This is a genomic window from Lactobacillus delbrueckii subsp. delbrueckii DSM 20074 = JCM 1012, assembly GCF_001433875.1.
GTDB classification, from domain to species: Bacteria; Bacillota; Bacilli; order Lactobacillales; family Lactobacillaceae; genus Lactobacillus; species Lactobacillus delbrueckii.
This window is the reverse complement of sequence record NZ_AZCR01000005.1, coordinates 7,743-30,762: the sequence shown is the minus strand read 5'-3', so window position 1 is coordinate 30,762 and position 23,020 is coordinate 7,743. Positions and strand designations below refer to the sequence as shown.

Annotated in this window: 26 protein-coding genes, 1 tRNA gene and 2 pseudogenes; 2 read left to right on the top strand and 27 right to left on the bottom strand. The window is 50.8% G+C overall.

All coding sequences use genetic code 11. The features are described 5' to 3' along the window. The 5 genes from FD23_RS10155 to rpsU all read right to left on the bottom strand — a co-directional run. The coding region (locus FD23_RS10155) for a GTPase (RefSeq protein WP_236743861.1) at positions 1–152 on the bottom strand (152 nt) is incomplete at its 3' end. Next, on the bottom strand, positions 136–555 hold the full coding sequence (cdd, locus tag FD23_RS01885) for a cytidine deaminase (RefSeq protein ID WP_025895334.1): 420 nt from the start codon (positions 553–555) through the stop codon (positions 136–138). The genes FD23_RS10155 and cdd, both read right to left, overlap by 17 nt. A 1-nt stretch (position 556) precedes the next feature. After that, entirely contained in the window at positions 557–1,081 is a 525-nt protein-coding gene (gene ybeY / locus FD23_RS01880) for an rRNA maturation RNase YbeY (RefSeq protein ID WP_025895336.1), read from the bottom strand. Next, positions 1,081–2,028: a PhoH family protein gene (locus tag FD23_RS01875; RefSeq protein WP_052933686.1), complete on the bottom strand. Its 948-nt coding sequence runs from the start codon at positions 2,026–2,028 to the stop codon at positions 1,081–1,083. The genes ybeY and FD23_RS01875 overlap by 1 nt, the downstream gene beginning before the upstream one ends. Positions 2,029–2,181: 153 nt before the next feature. After that, positions 2,182–2,358, bottom strand: a complete 177-nt coding sequence (gene rpsU / locus FD23_RS01870) for a 30S ribosomal protein S21 (protein ID WP_002880182.1) — start codon at positions 2,356–2,358, stop codon at positions 2,182–2,184. 168 nt (positions 2,359–2,526) lie between these two features. Between rpsU and FD23_RS01865 the strand changes: the two genes are divergently transcribed. Then, a complete protein-coding gene (locus tag FD23_RS01865) occupies positions 2,527–3,384 on the top strand; it encodes a pyruvate, water dikinase regulatory protein (RefSeq protein WP_025895362.1) in 858 nt (285 codons plus the stop codon). Between the two features lie 63 nt (positions 3,385–3,447). Here the strand turns inward: FD23_RS01865 and FD23_RS01860 are convergent, their stop codons facing one another. The 22 genes and pseudogenes from FD23_RS01860 to FD23_RS01760 all read right to left on the bottom strand — a co-directional run bounded on the left by FD23_RS01860 (position 3,448) and on the right by FD23_RS01760 (position 22,606). Further along, on the bottom strand, positions 3,448–3,717 hold the full coding sequence (locus FD23_RS01860; RefSeq protein WP_025895363.1) for a PepSY domain-containing protein: 270 nt from the start codon (positions 3,715–3,717) through the stop codon (positions 3,448–3,450). 65 nt (positions 3,718–3,782) lie between these two features. Next, a pseudogene (locus FD23_RS01855) lies at positions 3,783–4,667 on the bottom strand (YitT family protein). A 222-nt stretch (positions 4,668–4,889) separates the two neighbouring features. Next, a pseudogene (locus FD23_RS10150) lies at positions 4,890–6,101 on the bottom strand (IS66 family transposase); the annotation flags it as partial. 48 nt (positions 6,102–6,149) lie between these two features. Next, on the bottom strand, positions 6,150–7,334 hold the full coding sequence (locus FD23_RS01845; protein WP_052933687.1) for an aminotransferase class I/II-fold pyridoxal phosphate-dependent enzyme: 1,185 nt from the start codon (positions 7,332–7,334) through the stop codon (positions 6,150–6,152). Between the two features lie 180 nt (positions 7,335–7,514). Further along, positions 7,515–8,825 carry a diaminopimelate decarboxylase gene (gene lysA, locus FD23_RS01840; protein WP_025895366.1) on the bottom strand — a complete coding sequence of 437 codons (1,311 nt, stop codon included), beginning with the start codon at positions 8,823–8,825 and terminating at the stop codon, positions 7,515–7,517. A gap of 158 nt (positions 8,826–8,983) precedes the next feature. Beyond that, positions 8,984–9,055: transfer RNA gene (locus tag FD23_RS01835), tRNA-Gln, on the bottom strand. A 196-nt stretch (positions 9,056–9,251) separates the two neighbouring features. Beyond that, positions 9,252–9,623, bottom strand: coding sequence for a hypothetical protein (locus FD23_RS10145; RefSeq protein WP_162252820.1), 372 nt, complete (start codon positions 9,621–9,623; stop codon positions 9,252–9,254). A gap of 378 nt (positions 9,624–10,001) precedes the next feature. After that, the gene (locus FD23_RS10875; RefSeq protein WP_016396522.1) at positions 10,002–10,133 is read right to left on the bottom strand and encodes a hypothetical protein; all 132 of its coding nucleotides are present in this window, start codon (positions 10,131–10,133) and stop codon (positions 10,002–10,004) included. Positions 10,134–10,135: 2 nt separating this feature from the next. Then, positions 10,136–10,420: a hypothetical protein gene (locus FD23_RS10140; protein ID WP_013439700.1), complete on the bottom strand. Its 285-nt coding sequence runs from the start codon at positions 10,418–10,420 to the stop codon at positions 10,136–10,138. Next, a complete protein-coding gene (locus tag FD23_RS01820; protein WP_134791452.1) occupies positions 10,417–10,677 on the bottom strand; it encodes a Rib/alpha-like domain-containing protein in 261 nt (86 codons plus the stop codon). Before FD23_RS01820 ends, FD23_RS10140 begins: the two co-directional genes overlap by 4 nt. Beyond that, complete coding sequence (locus tag FD23_RS01815) at positions 10,677–10,889, bottom strand: hypothetical protein (RefSeq protein WP_230844854.1); 213 nt, start codon at positions 10,887–10,889, stop codon at positions 10,677–10,679. The genes FD23_RS01820 and FD23_RS01815 overlap by 1 nt, the downstream gene beginning before the upstream one ends. Positions 10,890–11,245: 356 nt before the next feature. Beyond that, the gene (locus FD23_RS01810; RefSeq protein ID WP_002880191.1) at positions 11,246–12,142 is read right to left on the bottom strand and encodes an aldose 1-epimerase family protein; all 897 of its coding nucleotides are present in this window, start codon (positions 12,140–12,142) and stop codon (positions 11,246–11,248) included. 85 nt (positions 12,143–12,227) lie between these two features. Next, positions 12,228–13,622, bottom strand: a complete 1,395-nt coding sequence (gene hslU / locus FD23_RS01805; protein ID WP_025895369.1) for an ATP-dependent protease ATPase subunit HslU — start codon at positions 13,620–13,622, stop codon at positions 12,228–12,230. 2 nt (positions 13,623–13,624) lie between these two features. After that, positions 13,625–14,158: an ATP-dependent protease subunit HslV gene (hslV, locus tag FD23_RS01800; protein ID WP_013439704.1), complete on the bottom strand. Its 534-nt coding sequence runs from the start codon at positions 14,156–14,158 to the stop codon at positions 13,625–13,627. A gap of 108 nt (positions 14,159–14,266) precedes the next feature. After that, positions 14,267–15,154, bottom strand: coding sequence for a tyrosine recombinase XerC (gene xerC, locus FD23_RS01795; protein WP_002880195.1), 888 nt, complete (start codon positions 15,152–15,154; stop codon positions 14,267–14,269). Then, complete coding sequence (trmFO, locus tag FD23_RS01790; protein WP_052933688.1) at positions 15,154–16,473, bottom strand: methylenetetrahydrofolate--tRNA-(uracil(54)-C(5))-methyltransferase (FADH(2)-oxidizing) TrmFO; 1,320 nt, start codon at positions 16,471–16,473, stop codon at positions 15,154–15,156. Before trmFO ends, xerC begins: the two co-directional genes overlap by 1 nt. Positions 16,474–16,604: 131 nt before the next feature. Continuing rightward, on the bottom strand, positions 16,605–18,779 hold the full coding sequence (gene topA / locus FD23_RS01785) for a type I DNA topoisomerase (protein ID WP_052933689.1): 2,175 nt from the start codon (positions 18,777–18,779) through the stop codon (positions 16,605–16,607). 126 nt (positions 18,780–18,905) lie between these two features. Further along, positions 18,906–19,745, bottom strand: a complete 840-nt coding sequence (gene dprA / locus FD23_RS01780) for a DNA-processing protein DprA (protein ID WP_025895370.1) — start codon at positions 19,743–19,745, stop codon at positions 18,906–18,908. A gap of 89 nt (positions 19,746–19,834) precedes the next feature. After that, positions 19,835–20,605: a ribonuclease HII gene (locus FD23_RS01775; RefSeq protein WP_025895371.1), complete on the bottom strand. Its 771-nt coding sequence runs from the start codon at positions 20,603–20,605 to the stop codon at positions 19,835–19,837. Beyond that, positions 20,595–21,452 (bottom strand): ribosome biogenesis GTPase YlqF, encoded by an 858-nt coding sequence (gene ylqF / locus FD23_RS01770; protein ID WP_003615353.1) that lies wholly within the window; start codon positions 21,450–21,452, stop codon positions 20,595–20,597. The genes FD23_RS01775 and ylqF overlap by 11 nt, the downstream gene beginning before the upstream one ends. Before the next feature lie 74 nt (positions 21,453–21,526). Then, positions 21,527–21,757, bottom strand: coding sequence for a YozE family protein (locus FD23_RS01765; RefSeq protein ID WP_025895372.1), 231 nt, complete (start codon positions 21,755–21,757; stop codon positions 21,527–21,529). A 3-nt stretch (positions 21,758–21,760) separates the two neighbouring features. Beyond that, on the bottom strand, positions 21,761–22,606 hold the full coding sequence (locus FD23_RS01760; protein WP_025895373.1) for a DegV family protein: 846 nt from the start codon (positions 22,604–22,606) through the stop codon (positions 21,761–21,763). A 135-nt stretch (positions 22,607–22,741) separates the two neighbouring features. Here FD23_RS01760 and FD23_RS10135 point away from each other — a divergent pair. After that, the coding region (locus FD23_RS10135) for a hemolysin III family protein (protein WP_236743859.1) at positions 22,742–23,020 on the top strand (279 nt) is incomplete at its 3' end.

Sequence of the window (23,020 nt, the reverse complement as noted above, 5' to 3'; positions counted from 1 at the left end):
ATGCCGGAAATCTTGTTTCTGGTAGTTTGCGGCTTGGCAGAGGTGATCGCCACCTTCTGCCCGATTAAACGGTTCATCAAGGTTGACTTGCCGACATTTGGCCGGCCAACCAATGCTACGAAACCTGACTTGTGTTTACTTGTTTGCCCCATCTTGAATGTCCTTTTCTGTGAAATGATATGGTATCAATTGCTCAACTGTAAAGCGCTCATAGTCTCCCTGGCTGTCGGTCAGAATTACTTCCGTTTCCGGAGCCATAAATTCGCTCATTACCTGCCGGCAGGCCCCGCAAGGGGAGATTGGCCGGTCAGTGTTGCCGATGATCAAAAGGCACTTGATCTTACCCGGCCGGCCAGCGTTCACCCAGGAGAAGATCGCCGTCCGTTCGGCGCAGTTGGTCAAGCCAAAAGAAGAGTTTTCAATATTGACCCCGGTAAAAATTTCTCCCGCGTCCGTCACTAAAGCGCTGGCCACGTGAAAGTGGGAATAAGGGCTATAGGCATCCGCCAAATGGTCCTTGGCCAGCAAAAAGAGTTTTTCTTCCAACTCGTTCATGCTATTTTCCTCTTCCTTCGTCTAATTGGTCCGGATAAAGGGGCAGGCCATATTCTTCCAAAACCTTGCCCTGGATGCCAAACATTTCCTTGGCTTCGTCTGGCTCGATGTGGTCATAGCAATTTAAGTGCAAGTAGCCGTGCACGATCGTGTAGCCAAATTCCCGGTCAAAGCCGGTGCCATATTCCTTGCTGTGACGCTCGATGACACTTGGGCACATGAACAAGTCGCCAATGTCTTCGGTAAAGTCCGGGTCCTGGGTGAACATAGCCAGGTCCAGGCCGTCGTCGCCGTCTTCAATGGCGAAAGAAATCACATCGGTTGGCCGGTCTTTATTCCGGTAGTCCCGGTTGATAGCCTGCGACCGGTCTTCGTCAACGAAGTTGATGCTCATTTCCTGGGCATTGTCCTTGCCGATTTCCTTTTTCGCCATGAGGAGCAGCTGCATGATCCAGCCTTCCCAGTCCCGGTCTCCCTTAGTCAAAAATCCGACTTCATCGCTGTAGCTTACGTCAATTCCCTGCATTATTTTCCTTCCTCTTCATATGCCTTGATAATCTTTGCTACGACTGGGTGCCGGACAACGTCAGCCGCACTGAATTCCACGAACTCGATCTGGTCGATCCCCTGCAGGATATTGCGGGCCGTGATCAAACCGCTGTGGGCCTTGCCAGGCAGGTCGATCTGGGTCATGTCCCCGTTGACCACCATCTTGGAGTTAAAGCCCAGCCGGGTTAAAAACATCTTCATTTGGGCGTCAGTCGTGTTCTGCGCTTCGTCTAAAATGACGAAAGCTTCTTCCAAGGTCCGCCCTCTCATGTAAGCAAGAGGAGCGATTTCGATAACGCCCCGCTCCATCAAGCGGTCAGTTGGTCCCTGTCCTAAGATAGCATAAAGGGAATCATAGATTGGACGCAGGTAAGGGTCAACCTTTTCCTTAAGGTCCCCTGGCAAAAAGCCCAGGGATTCCCCGGCTTCAACTGCCGGCCGGGTCAAGATGATCTTGGAGACCTCTCCCCGCTTAAAGGCAGCAACCGCGCAGACGACAGCCAGGAAGGTCTTCCCTGTCCCGGCGGGTCCGATCCCAAAGACCACGTCGCTCTTGTTGATGGCTTCAACATAGATCTTCTGGGTCATATTCTTGACCCGGACTGGCCGGCCCTTAGCATCTCTGATCAAGATCTGCTTGTAGAGGTCGCCAAAGTATTCAGTTGTCCCCCGGTCAGCCATTTTCATGGCGCTGACCACATCGGCCGGAGTTAAATTGATCCCGTTGCTGGCTACCCCGTCCAAGGCCTTTAAAACCCGCAAGACGGTCTCCACCTGCTCTTCAGGTCCAGCAACCTTGATCTGACCACCCAGGTCAGTAACGATAACCTCATAGCCTTCTTCGATCAGCTTCAAATTGCTGTCATTTACGCCCACCAGCTTCTGGACATTTTCGCTGCTGTGGGGCAAAAACTTCTTTTCCAATAAAAGAACTCCTTCATTTTCAAACCAGCGGGCAAGCACATCTCTGTCCGCCAGACTATACTCTTCTAAACCAATGATACACGATTTAGGCCAAAAGAGAACACGGAAAATAAGCAAGAAAAAAGCTCCCGTTTTCACGAGAGCTTCAGTCGATTAATAATGTCTACGCTTGCGAGCGGCCTCAGATTTTAACTTTCTACGAACGCTTGGCTTTTCGTAGAATTCACGCTTGCGGTATTCTTGCAAAGTACCACTTCTAGAAACGGAACGCTTGAAACGACGAAGAGCATCATCAATAGACTCGTTTTCGTGAACGATAGTCTTAGCCATGTGTGATCCCTCCTTCCATTTCTTGGCATTGCTGCCATAAACATATGTCTAAATTATAGCAAAAATTGACTAATCGTCAATAGACTGGACAGATTTTTTGAAAAGTTTTTTGGGCTAAGGCCCAGAAAGCGCATTATCCGGTATAATAGAGTTGATGAGGTGATCTATATGACTGAAAATAAAGCAGAAAACAAGCAAACAGAAAAAACTGAAAAGATGGAAGTCAACATTATCATTATTTCCGACTCAGCTGGGGAAACGGCCTTTAACAACGCCCAGGCGGCTGCCGTCCAGTTCCCTGACGCCGAAGTCAACTACCGCCGCTATCCTTTCATTGTTAACGAAAAGAAGCTGGCCGCTACCCTGGAAGAAATCGAGCAGTACCCTAACCTGGTCATCGTCTACAGCATGCTGGATGAGAAGCTGCAATTGCCGATCATCAAGTTTGCCCGGGAACACAAGGCTAGGTACATCGACATTTTGTCTCCGATCATTGAGGCTATCAGCCAGACGACCCATATGAAGCCGACCGGCCTGGTTGGGGCTAACCACCAATTGACCAACAAGTACTTCAACCGGATCTCCGCCATGGAATTCGCGGTTATGTACGACGACGGCAAGGATCCGCGGGGCTTTTTGGAAGCAGACGTTGTCTTGTTAGGTGTCTCCCGGACTTCCAAGACTCCCCTTTCCTTGCTTTTGGCTAACAAGGGGCTTAAGGTGGCCAACTTGCCGCTAGTACCGCAGACCCACATACCAAAGGAAATCTACCAAATTGACCCGAAGAAGATCATTGGTTTGACCACCGATCCGCAAGTGCTCAACCGCATCCGCCGGCAAAGAATGATCAGCTACGGGATGGACCCCGACACTGCCTACTCCAACATGGACTCCATCAATGCCGAACTGGACAGTGCCATGGCCTTATACAAGAAGCTGGGCTGCTTCGTGATCAACGTGGCTGAACGGTCAATCGAAGAAACCGCGGCTTTGATTATGAACCACCTGGGTTACGAAGAAGATTAATCAAATAATAATTGTGTAAAAAAAACGCGCTGCTTACAACAAACGTAAGAGCGCGTTTTTCTTTTACTTCAGCTGATTTTCATCCACTCTGAAGACTTCTCCAGAAACTGGATCAACTAAAATGAAATATTCCTTCTTGCCGTTCTTGCGCAAGCTGTCAGTTACGCTGAAGACGTAAAAATACTCTGGCCGCTTGTCTGGACTGGTCTTAGTCATCAGCAGCTTGACATTGTGGTGTCCATGCTGTTTAGCGTAAGTAGTGGCGATCTCAGTCGCCAAATCCAAGCCTATATATTTTGGTTGATAGCGGCTATTGTCCCTTTCATCTGGCATCTATTTCACCACCTCACTTAACTTTCATAACACAAGTATAATTTATCTTTAATATTTCTCAATAGCTAAACGACTTCTTGTTCTTTAAATCTGCCATAAACTTTCTGGACTTCCGTGACACTCATGAAGACAAAGGGGTCACATTTTTCTACTGTGGTCCGGATGTCGTAGAGGTCGTAAGTGTCGATAATGGTTAAAAGGACGGTCTTTTCAGTATGCCCGTAGGCCCCTTCCACGTCGTGGAAGATAGTGATCCCGCGGTGCATCTTTTCTTGAATCCCTTAGATGATAGCATTGGGATGTTCAGTAACAATCATTACCTGCAGCTTGTTGTGCTGAGTGTAGACTGAGTCGATGAAGCGGCCGTTGATGAAAATGTTCAAGGCCGTGTAGAGGGCTCTGGACCAGTCAAAGAGAAAACCGGCGATCAAAACGATAATCAAGTTGATCAAGATATTGAACTTGCCGTAGTTCATACCAGTTTTCTTCCTGACCACGATACCTAAGATGTCCAAACCACCCGTAGAAATCCCACTCTTCAAAGCCATACCAGTGCCGATCCCGTTGGCTGCTGCCCCGAAAATGGCGCAGAGGATAGGGTCCAGGCTAACTTGGGTCGGTTTGATGAAACGCATCATGATCGTGGACATAGTAACCGCGAAGATGGTGTAGGCGGTAAACTCACGGCCGATCTTGAACCAAGCTAGGATAAAGAGGGGTACGTTCAAAGCAAAGTACATCACTTCTGTTGGGATGGTAAATGGCATGTAGCGGCTGGTCACAGTGTTGACGATCTGCGCGAAGCCGGTGATCCCGGAAGAATAGATGTGGCCGGGATGCCAGAAGAAGTTCAGGGCTACGGCAACCATAACTGAGTATAGAATTGCCGTCCCGATTTTTACCAAAAAGCCGTAATTGCGTGAAAATCGATTTAAATCAAACAGCTTCATTTTTCTGCTTTCCTTTCCGTTGTAACAGGATCAGCAGCTATTGGCTACTGGCCTTGCCCCGCCTATATAAGAAGACAAAGCGATGAATATCCTTATTTATGATACAGCTTTTTCATAAATCATTGGGGCTTTCCCAACAATTTTTGTAAGTACCCAATGGCAGAGTATATTAAAATCCCATCCTAGCAATGCTAAGATGGGATTAATCAGTTTATGAGACTTTTACTTACAGTGGAGCTGAACATTCTCAGCCCATGGTAAATAGGCTTTCAGACGCTGAATGACAGCTCATTGGGCAGCTTGTCTAGAAGATAGTTGATGTATTTGAATTGATCCAAGCCATTTTGCTTGGCGGTTTCGAGTATGCTCATAATGATTGCCATGGATTTGGCGCCTGTACTACTCTGTGAAAAGAGCCAGTTCTTGCGTCCCATGACGATCTCTTTGACTGCTCGTTCTGCTCTGTTGTTGGACAAATTATCTTTTAGAGCGTTCATGAACTTGTCCATGTGCTTCATGCAATACTTGAAAGCTGTCCCCTGCTTACCGGAAGGCAACACGGAAATTGATTTCTTGGAGCACCAGTCGGAAAACTTCTCTAGCAGAGGCTTTAATTCGGACTGGCGCTTTTCGTATCTCTCTTCAGCGGAAAGGTCTTCCCAGGTGCGCTCCAGGCTAAACATTTGACTACAGTAGTTGATCCCTTGATTAGCCACCAAAGTCGCGTCGGACTCTATAGCCTTGCCTTTAGGCAAGATATTGATCATAATGAAGGTATCCACTGAAGCCTGCCAGGAAATCCCATGCTTCGGCGCCTTTTCGTGATCCATAGTGATACATGACAATCGGCTTCTCGGCATGCTTGCCTGACAAGAAGGTCCAGACGTAGTCTTTAGCTCTTTCACTGTCTAAGACTCGATATGGCGTCTCATCTGAGTGAATTACATCCTGCTTTAGCAGCTCTTTTCTCAAGAGTTCGTAAAGGCTGGAGAGGTAGTACTCGCAGACCTTGATATGCCAATTAAAAACCGTCTTGTGATCAAGCGGAAGGCCCATACGCTGTAAGTCTTTCTCTTGCCGGTAGGCAGGAACCTTGAGAACGTACTTCTAATAGATAATATTTGAGATCAAAGAAGCTGAGCCAAGACTGTTGGTTAACGGAGCCTTAGGTACAGGTGCTTCAATAATCTTGTCAGCTGGTGCCTCATCACTGCAGTGCTGGCACTTGTAAGAGTGCTGAATATGATCGATTCTCTTAACTTGGGCTGGAATGTAGAGCAGCTCTTTTCTGGCACAGAAGCTACCGATCTCTTTCAGCTCGTGCTGGCAGTCTGGACAAGTAAGATCATCCAAACGATGATGAACCTCCTCGCCCGGCAGAGAATCTAAGATGTCTTGCTTTTTACCGACTTGTTTGCGTCTCTTATAGGCAACTAAAACTTCCCACTTACAAAAGTGGGAAGTTTAAGTTAATAAAAATTATTATTCTGCTTCCACAAACTTGGTAATCCGCTTGAGAGCCTCTTTTAAGACTTCATCGCTGGAAGCGTAGGACATGCGGACATAGCCGGCCCCACCAGCCCCAAAGTAGCTGCCCGGGATCACGCCGACTCTGGCATCCTTTGCCAAGGCCTTGGCAAAGCCGACGTCGTCACCCTGGTACTTTTCAGGAATCTTGGCAAAGATGTAGAAGGCCCCGCGCGGCAAAGCCATGTCAAAACCCAGCTTCTTCAAGCCCTTTTCCATGAAGTTGACCCGGCGCTGGTAGATATCTCTGAATTCCTTCGGGTCATCCAGACCGTTGGTCAAGGCTTCAATGGCCGCAGCTTGCACGTTGTTGGTCACGACCGTGATCATGAAGTCGTTCATCTTGCGGACGCTGGCCATGATTTCAGCTGGCCCGCAGATATAGCCCAGCCGCCAGCCAGTCATGGCGTGGGACTTGGACAGGCCGGAAATAAAGATGGTTCTGTCTGGAATGTAAGTAGCCAAAGAGTAGTGCTTGGCATCCCCGTAGATCAGTTCGGAGTAGATTTCATCACTGATCGCGTACATGTGGTGCTTCTTGATAACTTCAGCCAGGCCTTCGATAACTTCCTTAGGGTAGGTTACCCCGGTCGGGTTGGTCGGGTCGTTCAGCATAACAGCCTTAACCCCCTTGCCTTCCCGTTCAATGACTTCTTCCAGCTTTTCCGGGGTCAAAATAAAGCCGGTGTCTGAAGTGTCGACTTCAACTGGAGTAGCCCCAGTCAAGCAGACCAGCTGCATGTACATGGACCAGACTGGAGTAGGCACGATCACCTTGTCGCCATCGTTCAAAAGTGCGGACAAGCTGCAGTTCAAGGCTTCGGTTGCCCCGACCGTGACGGTGATTTCACTCACCGGGTCATAGTCAACCCCGGTCACGCCCTTAACGTACTTGCTGATGGCCTGGAGCAGTTCCGGCTTGCCTGACTGCGGGCCGTAGTGGCTGTCATTGTTTTCAATGTCCCGGATGGCTGCCTGCTTGATGTGTTCCGGGGTATTTAAGTCCGGTTCACCCAGGGTCAGCTTGACAACATCATCGAACTGGGAAACATACTTGTCAAAACAGCGGATATCTGAAGGAACCACGGCGTCGAGCTTGTGGTTAATAATCGGCAGTAAATCTTGCGCTAATTTTGGCATTGGGAAAAACCTCTTAATTCAAATCAAAAAGAACAGCAATTTAATATTTAAGCCTATTTTAGCATAGTTTGTCAAGGAAAGCGGCAGATATAGCTAACTTTGTCCATTTTTCCTCAAATAAAAAATGATTTTCTTAATTCTATACCAGGCAAAAGTTTATTTTGTTAAAAAATCCCGAGATTATTTTTGATATTTTAAGTCGTTGGCAATCAAATCGTCATAGCTTTCCCGCTTGATCACCAGCTGGTCAACCCCGTCCTCGGCAAAAACCACAGCCGGACGCGGATTGCGGTTGTAGTTTGAGGCCATGGAATAGCCATAGGCGCCGGTACTTAAGAGGGCAACTACGTCACCTGGTTCGGTTTTTGGTAAAGGACAAGACTTGATCAAGATATCCCCGCTTTCGCAGTACTTGCCGACCAGGTTGACCCTTTCTTCATCTTCTGCCTGAGGGCGGTCAGCAACAATGGCTGAATATTCTGCCTGGTAAAGAGCTGGGCGGATATTGTCCCCCATCCCCCCGTCAAGGGCGACATAGCTCGGGTAGCCAGGCAGGTCCTTTCTTGAGCCGACAGTATAAAGGCTAAAGCCCGCAGGGCCGACGATCGACCGGCCTGGTTCAATCCAGATGGCCGGCAATTTCAAATTGTTTTCCTGACACTTGCTTTTGACTTCTTTAACAATGGCCCGGACGAATTCTTCAGCCGGAAGTGGCTGGTCCTGGTCAGTATATTGGATGCCAAAGCCGCCACCCACATTCAAGATGTCCGTTTCATAGCCGTATTTCTCTTTCCAGGCACTAGCCAGCTGGCAGAGCTTGTCTGCGCAGCCCACGAAGCCCCGGACGTCAAAAATTTGCGAGCCAATGTGGGCGTGAATGCCGGCCATCTTCATCCGCGGATTGGCCAGGACCAGTTCCAAGGCCCGGTCAGCCTGGCCGCTTTCCATATCAAAGCCAAACTTGGAGTCCACCTGGCCAGTCTGGATATATTCGTTGGTGTGGGCGCTGATACCGGGGGTAACCCGGAGCATGACCTTGCTGCTTGCGTCTTTTTCTTCCAAAATCTGGCTGAGCAAGTCAATTTCATGGAAGTTGTCCAAAATAATGACCCCGACTCCCTGGTCAACAGCCATTTCCAGTTCTGCCCGGCTCTTGTTGTTGCCGTGGAAACTCACCTTGTCCATAGGAAAGCCCGCCTTCATGGCCGTCCAGAGTTCCCCGCCAGAGACGACGTCGGTGTGGCCGCCTTCTTCATTGATGACCTGGTAAATGGCCAGGCAGGAAAAGGCCTTTGAAGCATAGCTGACTTCATAGTCTACCCCTTCTTCTTCAAAGACCCGCTTAAAGGCCCGGATTGCCTGGCGGATTTTCCCCACGTCAAAAACCTGCAGGGGGGTCTGGTACTTGGCCGCCAGTTCCAGGGCATCTACCCCGGCAATCTGCAGGTGGCCGGCTTGATTGACATCGCTTGCTTTAATTAATCCGTTCACGCTTTTACCTCAGCTTTTTTTCTAAAAAACTTAATCAACTTAACTAATAAGTTTAGCCTTCTCCACCTGCCTGGTCAAGGCAGACAGGCTGAGAAAAGAAAAGAGCAAGAAAGATAGAAAAAACAAAAAAGACACCCGACTGGGTGTCTTCCTCACAATTGCGTTAGCTGGATTCGAACCAGCGCATGACGGTACCAAAAACCGTTGCCTTACCACTTGGCTATAACGCAATCTTCAATTCAACCAAGGGACGGCTCCTCGCATCCCCCGACCAAGTAATATCATACTTAGCTTTTTAACTCTTGGCAAGCCTTTTTTTACAAAAAATTTGCCTTAGCCAAGATTCACTTTAAAAAGATTAACCATTAACCAGCTTTTTGGCCTTTTTCTCAGCCTTCAAGGCTTCAAAATAAGCCCGTCCTTCTTTCACGTTCCCAAGGCAATCGTTCCCCGCTTCTGGTTGATGCTCAAGTCATCGATAATCGCATCGACCAGCTCCCAGAAATAGGGACTGACAGCGGCTAAGTCATTGCTCTCCCCTACGCAGAGGTGGGCTGCCTGGCTCATCAAGAGCCAGGCCCGGCCGGCTTCTTTCTGCATCTTCTGGTGGGCCTTCTCCAGGGTCTGCCGGGAACTGAGTTCCAGGCGCTGAGCCTGCTTTTGAAAGTCTTCTTCACATTCTTCTTCCACTGCCAGGGCAAAAACGATCACTTCGCCCAGGGCCCGGCTGGCAAAAGCAAAGTAGCCTTCCCCGCCCTTTTCCCGGCTGGCCACTAAAGCTGCCCGCAGCTGATTCAAAAGGGGGGCAAAGTCCGCCGCCGAGTCGAGCTGGCTGCTGGAAAGGCTGGCGTAAAAGGCCGCCTGCTGGTCCCCTTCTTCCGCTAAGGCCAGATACAGCTGCCTGGCCTGCTTGAAGCGCTTGGCCCGGTAGGCCTGCTTGGCTTCAGCATAAATCTCCGCCTGGTCGGCAGGTCAAATTGCCGGCGCAACTGGTCAGCTGAATAGGCTGCCCCACAGGTCTGGCAGACAAAACGGCTGCCTTCTTTTAACAAATCTCTTTGCCCGCAAAGCTCACACTTGATTTTTCTCTAGCAAAGGTTTGTGAAAAATACAGATTAAAAAAACAAAAAATCAAGACCCATTTTGGTCTTGATTTAAAGAATGATGTTAATAAACTCAGTTGCTCTGCGTGCTTTCTGCTCCCGGGGCAACCTCAATCATGAATTCTGAACTGGTCCAGGTCGACTTGTCCGGGTATGTGACCTTAATCTGGGTCTTGTAGCTGCCGGCCTTGGCAAAGTCTGGCACCGTCAGGCGAAGTTGGCAATCAAGCTGGAAGCCGCGATTGCCTTGCCCACTTGGGTTTTAGCGGCTAATAAGACAGGGGTGTAGCGGGATGAGTCAGCAGGATTATTGACAGTTACCGTCAAAAAGGCGCTGGTCTCCTTGCTCTTCTTCGGCAGGCTGGAGAGGTTAGTTACAAGCTGGCTTGGTGACAGTTTCTGCCCTAAAGTTACCTGCCCTGGACGGACCTTGACCTGGTAGCGGGCCTTGTCAGTCTGCCGCTTAACCGTAACCTTAACAAATCTTGTCACTTCCCAGCTCTTATCCGGGTAAGTTGCTTTGACAGCAAGCAGGTAAGTCCCAGCCTGCTTGGTGTTGATCTTTTGCGAGAGCTGGTTCCCTTGTCTTTCTGCCGCTTGACCGTCACTTTAACCTGCCGGGTGTATTCCTGGCTCTTGTCTGGGTAGGTGACCAAAACGGCCGTGTAGTAGCTCCCGGCCCACTTGAAGTTTGGCACTCGGGCAAAGCGGAAACTGGTCTTCTTAGGTAGTTTTGCCCGGTTGGTGATCAGGCGCTTGGACTTCTTGCTCTTCTTATTAACTTTTTATGCTTTTTGACCGTCTTCTTCGCCTTCCAGGTATGGTCATAAACGCTGACGGTTACTTCCTGGCTGGTCTCCATTGAATTGTCCAGATAAAGCAGGCGGATCCAGGTCTTATATGTCCCCGCCTTGGCGAAATTGGGCTCGGGCACGAATTCATAAACCGTATTAGCCGGCAGGCTTTTAGCATTCTTGACCAGCTCCTGGGCAATCCGGTATTTGCCTTCCCGTACCTAAAAGTTTCTAACTTCTGGATTATATTCATCTGCCTGGCTGGCTTGGCTTTCCTAGCCGGCCAAAAGGCAAAGGGACATAAGGGCAGCGGCCGTTGGGACGCTATATAGCTTCGTCATTTTTTATTCCTCCAAAACACAATTCAAACACTTTTTTGCAAGCACATACTTTATAAGTTAATTATAGTCCAAATCGTTTTATTTTTTTGCCCGCTTTCAGAATGTTTAGCCAGCTTTTTCCCATAAAAAAAGCTGCCAGAATCTGGCAGCTCATGCAAAAAATTATCTTTACTTTCTAACTCTTATTCGCTCTGGACCTTGCTGTGGAAGGACATGCGGAAACTGGCTTCGAAGTCTTCCCCGCTTGCCAGCCGGTTCATCCCCTTCTTATCTTCCAGGTCCCCGTCAGTATCGGTAAGGTCAGCGATCCCCCACCATGGTTCGATACAAACGTAATCAGCCGTCTTTGGGTACTGGGACCAGATGCCCACGTAAGGAGCTGAATCAGTTCTGACATTGATGTGGAAGCGGCTGGTTTCCGTCTTGATGGAGAACTTGTTGTCCGGGTGCCGCATCACCAGCACCATGGCATCATCCTTAAAGAGATCGTCAGTGATCGTGATCAAGGATTCAGTTGGGGCCAGAAACCGCTTTTCCCAGTTGAGCAGGCCGCCTTCCAGCGGCACCTGCACCCGGGGCTTAGCCGGGTTGACCTGAAGGTAGAAGTCATCCTTCTTGACCCCGTCTTCAACCGGCAAGGCAAAGCCCGGGTGGCCGCCGACGCCGAAGATCATGTCCCCTTCACCCTTGTTAGTGACGTGGAAGCTTTCCTTGATCATGTTGTTCAAAAGCTCATAGCTGACCCGGAATTCAAACTTGAAAGGGTAGACAGCTCTGGTTTCTTCTGTGTCGGTCAAAAGGAAGGTCAGCTTTTCCTTAGTCTGCTCTTCCAGGGCAAATTCCATGTTGCGGGCAAAGCCGTGCTGTCCCATGTGGTAGGTCTGGCCCTGGTAGCTGTATTCATCATTCTTCAGCTTGCCCACGATCGGGAACAAGACTGGAGCATGCCGGCCCCAGACTTCCGGGTCAGCCTGCCAGATGTATTCATTGCCGATGTGCTTGCCAATGACGCTCTGCAGCTCTGCCCCGCGGCTTGATACCGTAACCTTCAGAATCTCGTTTTCGATAGTATAATCCATTATTTGCCCCTTGATACTCTTATTTTTTCTAAACTCAATCGCATTTTTACACTAATTCAGGAACAATTTGCCAAAAATCCCTCCTTTACAGGATGAACTTGGTCAGGTCCTTGTTCTTGACGATATCGCTCAATTTCTGTTCGACATAGGCCTGGGTGATGGTGATTTGCCCCATTTCCATGTCCGGCCCTTCATAGAGAACTTCTTCCAGCAGCTTCTCCAAGATCGTAGCCAGGCGGCGGGCACCTATATTGTCCGTCCCCTGGTTGACTTCAAAGGCAATTTCAGCAATCTTGTCGACTGCTTCAGCCGTGAAGACCAGGTCAACCCCGTCAGCCTTCAGCAAGGCAATGTACTGCTTCAAGAGGGAGTTTTGCGGGTCCTTCAAGATTCTGACGAAGTCATCCTTGGTCAAGGCGTCCAGCTCAACTCTGATCGGGAACCGGCCCTGCAGTTCCGGAATGAGGTCGCTCGGCTTGCTTTCAGCAAAGGCCCCGGCCGCGATAAAGAGGATATGGTCGGTTGAAAGCGGACCGTACTTAGTGCTTACGGTTGAGCCTTCAACGATCGGCAGGATGTCTCTTTGAACCCCTTCTCTTGAGACGCCGGCGGAGTTGCGCTTATCAGCCGCGGTAATCTTGTCGATTTCGTCGATGAAGATGATCCCGCTCTGCCCAGCCCGGTCCATGGCCTTTTGGTAGATGTCGTCATAGTTGACCAGCTTCTTTTCTTCTTCTTGGACCAAAAGCTTTCTGGCCTGGCTGACCGGCAGGGTCCGCTTGACTTTCTTCTTAGGAAGCATGTCACCCAGCATGCTGGACATGTCCATCCCCATCTGCCCCATCATGTCGCCCATTGGGTTGGGCTTTGGAGCTTGTTCAACTTCGATGGTGACTTCTTCGTTTTCCAAAAGCCCCCGGTCCAGCTTTTCAGCCACGCTGAGTCTTTGGTTTCTAATCTCGTCAGTAACTTCTTCTGTTTCTTCCGGCATCCCGCCGCCAGCCAGCAGGCTCTGAATCATTTCCTGCATCTGCTGCATCTGGTTTTGCCGGTTGTTGCGCTTAACGCCTGGCACCAGCAGGCGGACCAGGGTCTTGTTGGCCTGGCGGATGGCCTGGCCTTCAACCTTGACAAATTCTTCTTTTTCCACGATCCGGACAGCTTCATTGGCCAGGTCCCGGACCATGGATTCAACATCCCGGCCCACGTAGCCGACTTCGGTAAACTTGGTAGCCTCAACCTTGACGAAAGGCGCGTCAACGATGTCAGCCAGGCGGCGGGCGATTTCCGTCTTCCCGACCCCGGTTGGCCCGGCCATCAAAATGTTCTTTGGCGTAATGTCCTTTTGCACGTCTTCTGGCAGCTGGGCCCGGCGGTAGCGGTTGTACAGGGCGATAGCCACGGACTTCTTGGCCTCATTCTGCCCGACGATGTACTTGTCCAGCAGGTCAACGATCTGCTTTGGCGTTTTCTCTCTCATCCCTATTTTTCCTCGATTTCATCCGTAACAATCTCGTGGTCGGTAAAAACATCGATGTCCGCAGCTATATTGACTGCTTCCTTGGCGATTTCACTGGCCGTCATCCCGCTGGCATGCCGGAGCATCCCCACGGCCGCTGCCTGGGCATAGTAGCCGCCTGAGCCGATGGCCACCACGCTTTCGTCTGGTTCGAGCACTTCCCCGTTGCCGGAAATCAAGAGCAGGTCCTGGTCGTTAAAAGCAATAACCATGGCTTCCAATTTCTGCAAGGTCTGGTCTTTCCGCCAGGACTGGGCCATTTCCACGGCTGCCCGGCGTAAGTCGCCGCTGTAGCTTTCCAGCTTTCCTTCCAGCATTTCCTGCAGGCTGACGGCATCCGCCACCCCGCCGGCAAAGCCGATCACCACTTGGTCGTGGTAAATGCGGCGGATCTTCTTGGCCGTGGTCTTGGCGATGATGCTCTTGCCCAAGGTCACCTGGCCGTCGCCGGCAATCGCCGTCTGGCCATTGTATTTTACTGAACAAATCGTTGTCATTTTCTTCCTCCGTTTGTTTGCTTTTCTATTGATCGCGTTATTTAAAAATCTTGCTAAAAAGCGGAAATGATTGCCGCTTTCCAAACATCTTCATAATAACACTTTTCCTCATTTTCGGGGAAAATGCTGGCGATATTCCGCCGTAAGATGCTGCATGCTGACATGAGTATAGATCTGGGTCGTAGACAAGTCCTCATGGCCCAAGAGCTCCTGCACGCTCCTGAGGTCTGCCCCGTTGTTGAGCATGGCGGTGGCGAAGCTATGGCGGAGTTCATGGGGGTGGGCACCAGCCGTCAAGCCTGCTTTTTGAAAAATTTGCTGGACGGCTTTGGCAATCCCCCGGCTGGAAATTGGCCTACCGAGCTTGTTTAAAAATACTGCCTCGGTATCTGGCTCATTTTTCAATAAACTTGGCCGGGCTGCCTGCAGATATTCCTCCAAGTACTTTTTGCTCTCTTGGTCAAAAAAGACATAACGGTCCTTATTGCCCTTGCCGTGCACCAAAATCATGCCGTTTTCCAGGTCAAGCTGCTTAATTTTCAAGTCAGTCAGTTCGCTCAGCCGCATCCCGGTCGCGTAAAAAAGCGCCACAATTGCCCGGTTGCGGACTGTTAACGGTTTGCCATCGTTTAGCGAGCGGATGACCTGGCCGACTTCATCTTGGTAGAAAAATTCCGGCAGCTTTTTCTTCCCTCGCCTAAGCTGAATGGCCACGGTCGGGTCAGCTTTGACCAAACCCCGCCTGGTCAAAAGTCGGTAAAAAGACTTAAGGCTGGATAATTTTCGGGATAAAGTGCTGGATGCCAGCTTTTGTCCGGTTGCCAGCAGGTAAATTTCCAGGTCCCGGCGGGATATTTGATCCCAGCCTGGAAAGCCCCCGTTTTCCTGCCAGAATTTCTTAGCTGCTGCCAGGTCCTTTTGGTAGGCCAGGACGGTTTTGGGGCTGTAAGAGCGCTCATTTTTCAAGTAGGAAAGAAACTGCTCTTCAAGGGTCATTAGTCAGCCAGCTTCTCTGCCTTAAAGGCGGCCAGGTCGGCCAGGCCCCGTTCACTGATCTTTTCGTGGCGCTCGCGCTTGTTTCTGATCTTCTTGCCCTCCAGGCCCGGAATCAAGGCAAAGCTGGCGTTCATTGGCTGAAAGTGCTTGGCATCAGTGGTCGTAATGTAGTGAGCCATAGAGCCAAGGGCAGTGGTTACCGGGAATTCAACCGTCTCTTGCCCCAAGGCTTCTCTAGCCGCGTTAATCCCGGCGACCAGGCCGCTGCCGGCACTTTCCACGTAGCCTTCCACCCCGGTCATCTGGCCGGCAAAGAAGAGGCCTGGCCGCTTTTTAGCTTCATAGCTGGCCTTTAAAACTTCCGGGCTGGCCATGTAGGTGTTCCGGTGCATCTTGCCATAGCGGACGAAGCGGGCCTTTTCCAGGCCAGGGATCATTTGGAAGACCCGCTTTTGTTCCCCGTACTTGAGGTGGGTCTGGAAGCCCACGATATTGTACATGGAAGCAGCAGCGTTGTCCTGGCGGAGCTGAACGACAGCGTAAGGAGTCTTGCCGTCCTTCGGGTTCTCCAGGCCGACTGGCTTTAAAGGACCAAAAAGCATGGTCTTGGCCCCCCGGGCCGCCATGACTTCGATCGGCATGCAGCCTTCAAAGACCTCGCTGTTTTCAAAGCCGTGCATTTCAGCAGTTTCCGCGTGAACCAGGGCATTGGCAAAGCGGTCGTATTCTTCCTTGGTCATCGGGCAATTGAGGTAGGCGGCTTCGCCTCGGTCATAACGACTCTTCTTGTAAACGATGTCCATGTCAATGGAGTCAGCCGCGATGATTGGAGCGGCCGCGTCAAAGAAGTGGAGGCTTTCAGTGCCTTCAAAGTCCTGGATCTTTTCTGCCAGGCTATCGCTGGTCAAAGGACCGGTCGCGATAACGGTGATGCCTTCACTTGGCAGGTCAGTGATTTCTTCATCGTGAATGGTCACTTCCGGCAGGCTGGTCAATTTGTCGGTCACATACTTGGAGAAAAGCTCCCGGTCAACGGCTAACGCCCCGCCGGCTGGAACCTGGCAGGCATCAGCGGCTTGCATGATCAAGGAGTCCATCTGCCGCATTTCTTCTTTCAAGAGGCCAACAGCGTTTGAAAGCTGGTTGGACCGCATGGAGTTGGTGCAGACTAATTCCGCAAAATTGCCGCTTTCATGGGCCGGAGTCATTTTCTTTGGCCGCATTTCGTACAAGTCAACCTTGATCCCTCTTTTGGCCAGCTGCCATGCTGCTTCGCTGCCGGCCAACCCGGCGCCAATTACCGTAACTTTTTCTGTCATTTGATTCAATCCTTCGCTTAAAAATTATCTACTTACCATTTTACCGAAAAAGCTTCTCCCTGCCTAATCGCACGCTCTGAGCAAAAAATGCCACCAAGGGCCTTGGTGGCATTTTTACTTTAACTTTCAACTTATTCGGCTGCTTCGTCTTGTTCTTCTCTTGGCTCTTCCTTGTAGTCGCCATTCGGGCAGAGGACGACCATGCCGTCCTTGCGCTTCTTTTCGACCAGGAAGTGGCCGTCGTGCGGGCAGACCCGGCTGATCGGCTTGTCCCAGGAAACAAAGTCGCAGTCTGGATAGCGGGAACAGCCATAGAATTTCCGGCCCCGCTTGGACTTCTTTTCCAGAACTTCGCCTTCCCCGCACTTCGGACAAGTCACGCCGACCTTCTTGACGATGGTCTGGGTGTGGCGGCAGTCCGGGAAACGGGAACAACCGTAGAACTTGCCGTAGCGGCCCATCTTGACCAGCATCGGGGCCCCACATACTTCACAATCAAAGCCAGCTGGCTGGTCCTTGATCTGGATCTTCTGGATCTCGCTGTCGGCTTTCTCCAGTTCTTTGGAGAATGGCTTGTAGTACTGGTCAACCACACTGACCCAGTCTTTCTTGCCTTCTTCGACTTCATCGAGTTCATCTTCCAGCTTGGCCGTGTAGTCAACGCTGGTGATGTCCGGGAAGAACTTCTCAACCAAGCCGTCGACGATTTCCCCCAGTTCAGTTGGCACGATTGCCCGCCCTTCCAACTTGACATAATTCCGGGACTGGATGTTCTGGATGGTCGGCGCGTAAGTTGACGGCCGGCCAACCCCGTTTTCTTCCAGAGCCCGGACCAGGCTGGCTTCAGTATAGCGGGCCGGCGGCTGGGTGAAGTGCTGCTTGTTGTCTGACTTGGTCAGCTTGACCTCGTCGCCCTCTTCCAGGGCTGGCAGGGCCACGTTCTTTTCACTCCGGTTGTCATAAACCTTGGTGTAGCCAGCAAACTTCATAACTGACCCGCTGGCTCTGAAGGTCACCCCATTTTGGGTCAAGTCATAGCGGACCGTGTCAAAGACGGCCGGAGTCATTTCACTAGCCACAAAACGGCTCCAAATTAAGGAGTAAAGGCGGAGCTCATCCTTGGTCAAAACCTTTTCCAGGGACTTCGGTGTCCGGTAGACACTGGTCGGCCGGACAGCTTCGTGGGCATCCTGAGCGTCGCCTTGATTCTTGAAGTGGCGCTCCTTCTTGACCACGAAGTCGCTGCCGTATTCCTCAACGATGAACTGAGCTGCTTCCTGGCGGGCAACTGGTGAGATCCGCTTGGAGTCAGTCCTCATGTAGGTGATCAAACCGACCGTGCCTTCCTTGCCCAGGCTGATCCCTTCATACAGGTGCTGGGCAATGTTCATGGTCTTTGAAGTCCGGAAGTTCAGCCGCCGGTTGGCTTCCTGCTGCATGGTGGAAGTGGTAAACGGCGCGGCTGGCTGCCGGCGGACTTCTCTTTTAACTACCTTACTGACCGTAAACGGCTTCTTCTTGTCAAACTTAGCCAGCAGCTTCTGGACGGCCTCGTTATTTGGCAATTCCGTCTTTTTACCTTCTTCGCCGTAAAAGCTAGCCTGGAACTTGTTCTTGCCCTTGGCAAATTCAGCGTCAATCGTCCAGTATTCAACCGGCTTGAAGGCCTTAATTTCCTTTTCCCGATCGATAACCAGCTTCAAGGCAACTGACTGCACCCGGCCGGCTGACAGCCCCTTCTTGACCTTGGACCAGAGAATCGGCGACAAAGAGTAGCCGACCAAGCGGTCCAAGACCCGGCGGGCCTGCTGAGCGTTGACCATGTCCATATCGATTGTCCGGGAGTGGTTGAAGGCATCCTTGACCGCGTCCTTGGTAACTTCGTTAAAGGTTACCCGGTTGGCTTCTTTTTCGTCCAGGCCTAAAACGTGGGCCACGTGCCAGGCAATAGCTTCCCCTTCCCGGTCGGGGTCGGAAGCCAGGTAGACTTTGTTGGCCTTCTTGGCTTCAGCCTTCAGTTCCTTGATGGTGCCACCCTTCCCCCGGATGGAGATGTATTTTGGCTGGTAGTCGTGTTCAATGTCGACCCCCATCTGGGACTTGGGCAAGTCCCGGATGTGCCCTTTAGAGGCGATTACGTGGTACTTCCGGCCCAGGTACTTCTCGATAGTGTGGGCCTTGGCTGGAGATTCCACGATAACCAGGTCTTTTTTCACCTTGCTCTTTTTCCGCTTCGGGCTGCTCTTCTTGGCAGCCGTGGTCTTTTTACTGCTCTTGCTTTTATCTTCTTTTGCTGTAGCAGGCATCAAATGCCCCTTTCACTAAATTCGAAATTAAATCTTCTTCAATATAGAAATAATTTCAGGAATTGTCAACCAAAAGAAAATTAACTTAAGGGAGCAGACAGACAATTTTTGCAAGAATTTAATCTTTCACAGGTCAATTTCCTTGTCGATAACCGGGGTTGCCCCGGCTGAAATCAGCTGGTTGGTGCCGGCCGACAAGGGGCTGGTGATTGCACCCGGGACGGCAAATACGTTCCGGTTTTCCTGCAGGGCCAAATTGGCCGTAATCAACGAACCGGAATGGACTTTGGCTTCAGTCACGATCACGTTCTTGCAAATCCCGGCCAAAATCCGGTTGCGCTCTGGAAAGCGGAAGGGCCTTGGCGGCGTGTCGGGCAGGTATTCGCTAAGCAGGAGACCCCGGGCGGCAATTTGCTGCTGCAAGAGCGTATTTTCCCGGGGGTAAAAATAGTTCAGGCCATTAGCCACAACCGCGATGGTCTTGCCGCCAAAATTCAAGGCATTCTGGTGGGCCAGGGCATCAACGCCCTTAGCCAGGCCACTGGCGATCACCTGTTTTTTCTTTAGCAAAACAGGCATGAGGTTCTCAATAACCTTGCCAGAATATTGACTTGGCGTTCTTGACCCCACGATCACCGTCACCTCTTTTTCCAAAAGGGACAAGTCCCCCTTGGCAAAAAGCAAAATCGGCGGCCGATAAATTTCTCTTAATCGTACTGGATAAGCATCGTCAAAGAAACTAATTATTTTGAAATTCCTTTGCAAGTTTTCAATGGCACTTTCGTAGCGGTCACTTAAAAAGGCCCGCTCCACCCGGTAGAGGATTTCATCAGGCAGTTCCAGGCAGTTCAGCCATTCATGGTCCACGTCCTCATCCGGGAGCATCTGCTGCATGACCTGCAATATTTTGAGATAGCTGAGGCCCTTCTGCAGCTTCAGGCGCAGTAAGAATTCGGTTTTATTCATTTTTCCCTCCACTTACTATTACGCCAAAAAGCGGGAATTTTCCTTTTTCTCAAAATTTTTCTTTTTTGACCAAAAAGAAAAAGACCGATCTAGTCAGCCTTTTTAAGTCCAACCATCTCGCTCACCGGACTGAAGGTCAGGCGGTGAATCGGCGTTGGGCCATATTTTCTTAATGCTTCCAGGTGGTCCTTGGTTCCATAGCCGGCATTATGGTCAAAGGCATAGTCTGGATAAAGACGAGCGTAATCGTCCATCAAAGAGTCTCTGAAAACCTTGGCCACAATCGAGGCCGCGGCAATCGAGTTAGACTTAGCATCCCCCTTGATCAATTCTAGCTGGGGCAAGTCCACCGGCACGTTCATGGCATCGACCAGCAAAGCATCTGGCCTGGTGCTCAAAGCTTCCACGGCCTGCTTCATGGCCAGGCGGTCAGCCTCGTAAATATTGATCTGGTCAATCACTTTGTTGTCCATGACCCCGACGCCGACAGCAACAGCCTCTTGCAGGATCTTGGGATACAGTGTCAGGCGCTTTTGCGGACTCAGTTTCTTTGAGTCGTTGACTTCCAGTAAGGAAAAATCTTCCGGCAAAATGACGGCAGCCGCTACAACCGGGCCAGCCAAAGGACCCCGGCCGACTTCATCGACTCCGGCTACGAGCTGCCCTTTAGCCCAAAAATCCTTCTCGTAACTGAAGCGGCCCAAGAATTCTTCCTTTTGCTTAGCCATCTTTTCCTGCCGGCGCTGGTAGCTGACCAGCAGCTTCTGTACCCCCTTGCGGTCGTCTTTGGCTAATTCTGCCAGAATAGCTGGGTCGATAGAATCTGCTTGCAGCAGGTCTTTAATTTCATTAATTTTCATTATTCGCGCTTGGCCGGTCCAGGCTGATCCTGCCTAGCTTGCCCTTTCTTAACCGCTGTAGCATGAAGAGGGAGAAACGGTCATAGTCGTCCCGCATCCCGTTGTTTTGAGTCATGGCCAAAAGCAGGTCAGTATCGCCGATATTTTCCAGCTTGTCCTTAGTGCAGTTGGCGAACTTGGCCAGATAAGCCGGGTAGTACTGCCGCAGCTGCCGGATGACAAAAAGGGCAACGTCGTCAGCGTGGAAAATCGTGTCCTTGATGGCCCCAAAAGCAGCCAGCTTGTAGCCTACGTCCTGGTCTTCAAACTTTGGCCAGAGAATCCCCGGCGTGTCCAGGATCTGGATGCCATATGGGGTCTTCAGCCAGGCCTGGCCCTTGGTTACCCCCGGCCGGTCCCCGGTCATGGTGACATTGCGGCCAACCAGGCGGTTGATGATAGTGGACTTGCCGCAGTTAGGCACGCCAACTAGGCAGACGCGGATAATCGGGTTGGAGGCCCCTCTCTCTTCCAGCTTCTTGACCTTTTCGCTGGCTGCCTTCTTGATCAAGGTGATCAAGGCCTGCATATTAGTGTTGTGCTGGGCATCCATTGCCATGACCAAGGTGCGCGGGCCCTGCAATTTCTTTTGCCAGAGCTTAGTCATCACCGGGTCAGCCAGGTCGGTCTTGTTTAAAATGATCAGGTGGGGCTTGTCGCCGACCAGTTCACTGATCATCGGGTTTCTGGAAGCGCTGGGAATCCGGGCGTCCAAAACTTCAATAACAACGTCAATTAAGTTTAATTTTTCTTCCAGCTGATTCCTAGCCTTGTTCATGTGGCCTGGATACCATTGAATTTTAGTCATTTTTCCTCCCAAAAACAGCAGAAAAGGAAGCCGGGGCTCCCTTTCGTGCTTGTCACTCAATCCTAAGAATTATCCTAGTACTGCATTTTCTCTTCATAAGCCTGGTAAGCATCGTCAAAAATCGTCATGCTAGACAGGTAAGCGGCATTTTCCTCCAGATATTCTGACAGCCTGGTCCGGTCCTGCTCCTGTCTGGGAAAGGTAGAATCAAACTGGGCGTTGTTGGCAAACTGGGCCAGGTCGCCATTTGAATCCGGATCGCGCAAAGTCATCAAAAACTGGTAAAAACTTTGTCGGTAGACCATATATTACTCCGTATAAAACATGACCGCGTAGGCCTCATGGCCGGCGTGGGTGATGATGATCGGGCTGGTTTCCTGGACCAGGATCTCCAGGTCCGGGTTGACCTCCTTGAAGCGCTGGGCGAGCTCTTCCATCTTGTCTCTGGTGTCGACATAGGAGATGCCGACATACTTGACCTTGTCGCCCAGTTCTTTCAACTGGTCGACAAGCATGTCGTCAAACTTCTTGATGAATTTCTTCCCCCGGCCCCGGTAAGGGACATTCAAGCTGCCCTCTTTCATGGTTAGGCCGACGTGGAAGTTCAAAGCTGAAACCGCCCGGCCGGCCCACTTGCCCAAACGGCCGCCGGCTAAAATGTTCTGCAGGTTGGGCACCATCATTTCCAGGTACATATTCTTGCCGATCTGGTCCAGGTGAGCCAGGATTTCATCCATTTCCTTGCCCGCTTCCGCGTCCTTGGCCGCCTCAATGCAGTAGTAGCCTTGAGAGCGGTCAGTATAGCCGCAGTCGATGACCGTGATCTTGCCGGCTACCATTTCAGCGGCCTGGCGGGCGGAATCAACCGTCCCCGACAGGGTCTTGGCCATGAAAATCCCCAGGACTTCACTGCCGTCAGCCGTCAGTTCCTCCATTCTCTCCACGAACAGGCCGACCGGGGGCTGGCTGGTCTTGGGCAGCTTCTCTGCCTCATCCATCTTTTGGATAAAGTCGGCCCGGGTAATGTCAACGCCATCCGTGTAGGTATGTCCGTCGATTGTCACCGACAGGGGCACCACCGTAATACCGTATTTTTCAATTTCTTCCGGACTCAGCTGTACTGAGGAATCCGTCATGATCTTGATCTTAGACAATTTAACTGACCTCAATTTACAAATTATCCTATCAGCTTCTCAGTTGTGATAGAATTAGACTTAATACAGACTTTAGTATAGCAAATTTTCGGCTAAAAATTATAATTAATTGATCAAAACTGAAAGGGGCTTTATATGGCTTTCAATCCTTGGCAGCCGGTCGAAGACCGGCCCAAATCTTACTATATTATTGACAATGTTCTCTCAGCCGTCGTGCACGGGATCGGCTTCGGCCTCTCAATCGCCGGCCTGGTTATTTTAGTGGTCCGGGCCTCCCACAGCCACAGCGCCCTCAGAGTGACAACTTTTGCCATCTACGGGGCTTGCATGATCCTGCTTTACCTCTTCTCGACCCTCTACCACAGCCTGGTCTTCACCAAGGCGAACAAGGTCTTCCAGATCTTCGACCACTCT

Bases quoted from the DNA above. Each gene is read 5' to 3' on its own strand.
- cdd (WP_025895334.1), bottom strand. From the start codon at position 555: ATGAACGAGTTGGAAGAAAAACTCTTTTTGCTGGCCAAGGACCATTTG.
- ybeY (WP_025895336.1), bottom strand. From the start codon at position 1,081: ATGCAGGGAATTGACGTAAGCTACAGCGATGAAGTCGGATTTTTGACT.
- rpsU (WP_002880182.1), bottom strand. From the start codon at position 2,358: ATGGCTAAGACTATCGTTCACGAAAACGAGTCTATTGATGATGCTCTT.
- FD23_RS01865 (WP_025895362.1), top strand. From the start codon at position 2,527: ATGACTGAAAATAAAGCAGAAAACAAGCAAACAGAAAAAACTGAAAAG.
- FD23_RS01860 (WP_025895363.1), bottom strand. From the start codon at position 3,717: ATGCCAGATGAAAGGGACAATAGCCGCTATCAACCAAAATATATAGGC.
- FD23_RS01845 (WP_052933687.1), bottom strand. From the start codon at position 7,334: ATGCCAAAATTAGCGCAAGATTTACTGCCGATTATTAACCACAAGCTC.
- FD23_RS01810 (WP_002880191.1), bottom strand. From the start codon at position 12,142: ATGGATTATACTATCGAAAACGAGATTCTGAAGGTTACGGTATCAAGC.
- hslU (WP_025895369.1), bottom strand. From the start codon at position 13,622: ATGAGAGAGAAAACGCCAAAGCAGATCGTTGACCTGCTGGACAAGTAC.
- hslV (WP_013439704.1), bottom strand. From the start codon at position 14,158: ATGACAACGATTTGTTCAGTAAAATACAATGGCCAGACGGCGATTGCC.
- xerC (WP_002880195.1), bottom strand. From the start codon at position 15,154: ATGACCCTTGAAGAGCAGTTTCTTTCCTACTTGAAAAATGAGCGCTCT.
- trmFO (WP_052933688.1), bottom strand. From the start codon at position 16,473: ATGACAGAAAAAGTTACGGTAATTGGCGCCGGGTTGGCCGGCAGCGAA.
- topA (WP_052933689.1), bottom strand. From the start codon at position 18,779: ATGCCTGCTACAGCAAAAGAAGATAAAAGCAAGAGCAGTAAAAAGACC.
- dprA (WP_025895370.1), bottom strand. From the start codon at position 19,745: ATGAATAAAACCGAATTCTTACTGCGCCTGAAGCTGCAGAAGGGCCTC.
- FD23_RS01775 (WP_025895371.1), bottom strand. From the start codon at position 20,605: ATGAAAATTAATGAAATTAAAGACCTGCTGCAAGCAGATTCTATCGAC.
- ylqF (WP_003615353.1), bottom strand. From the start codon at position 21,452: ATGACTAAAATTCAATGGTATCCAGGCCACATGAACAAGGCTAGGAAT.
- FD23_RS01765 (WP_025895372.1), bottom strand. From the start codon at position 21,757: ATGGTCTACCGACAAAGTTTTTACCAGTTTTTGATGACTTTGCGCGAT.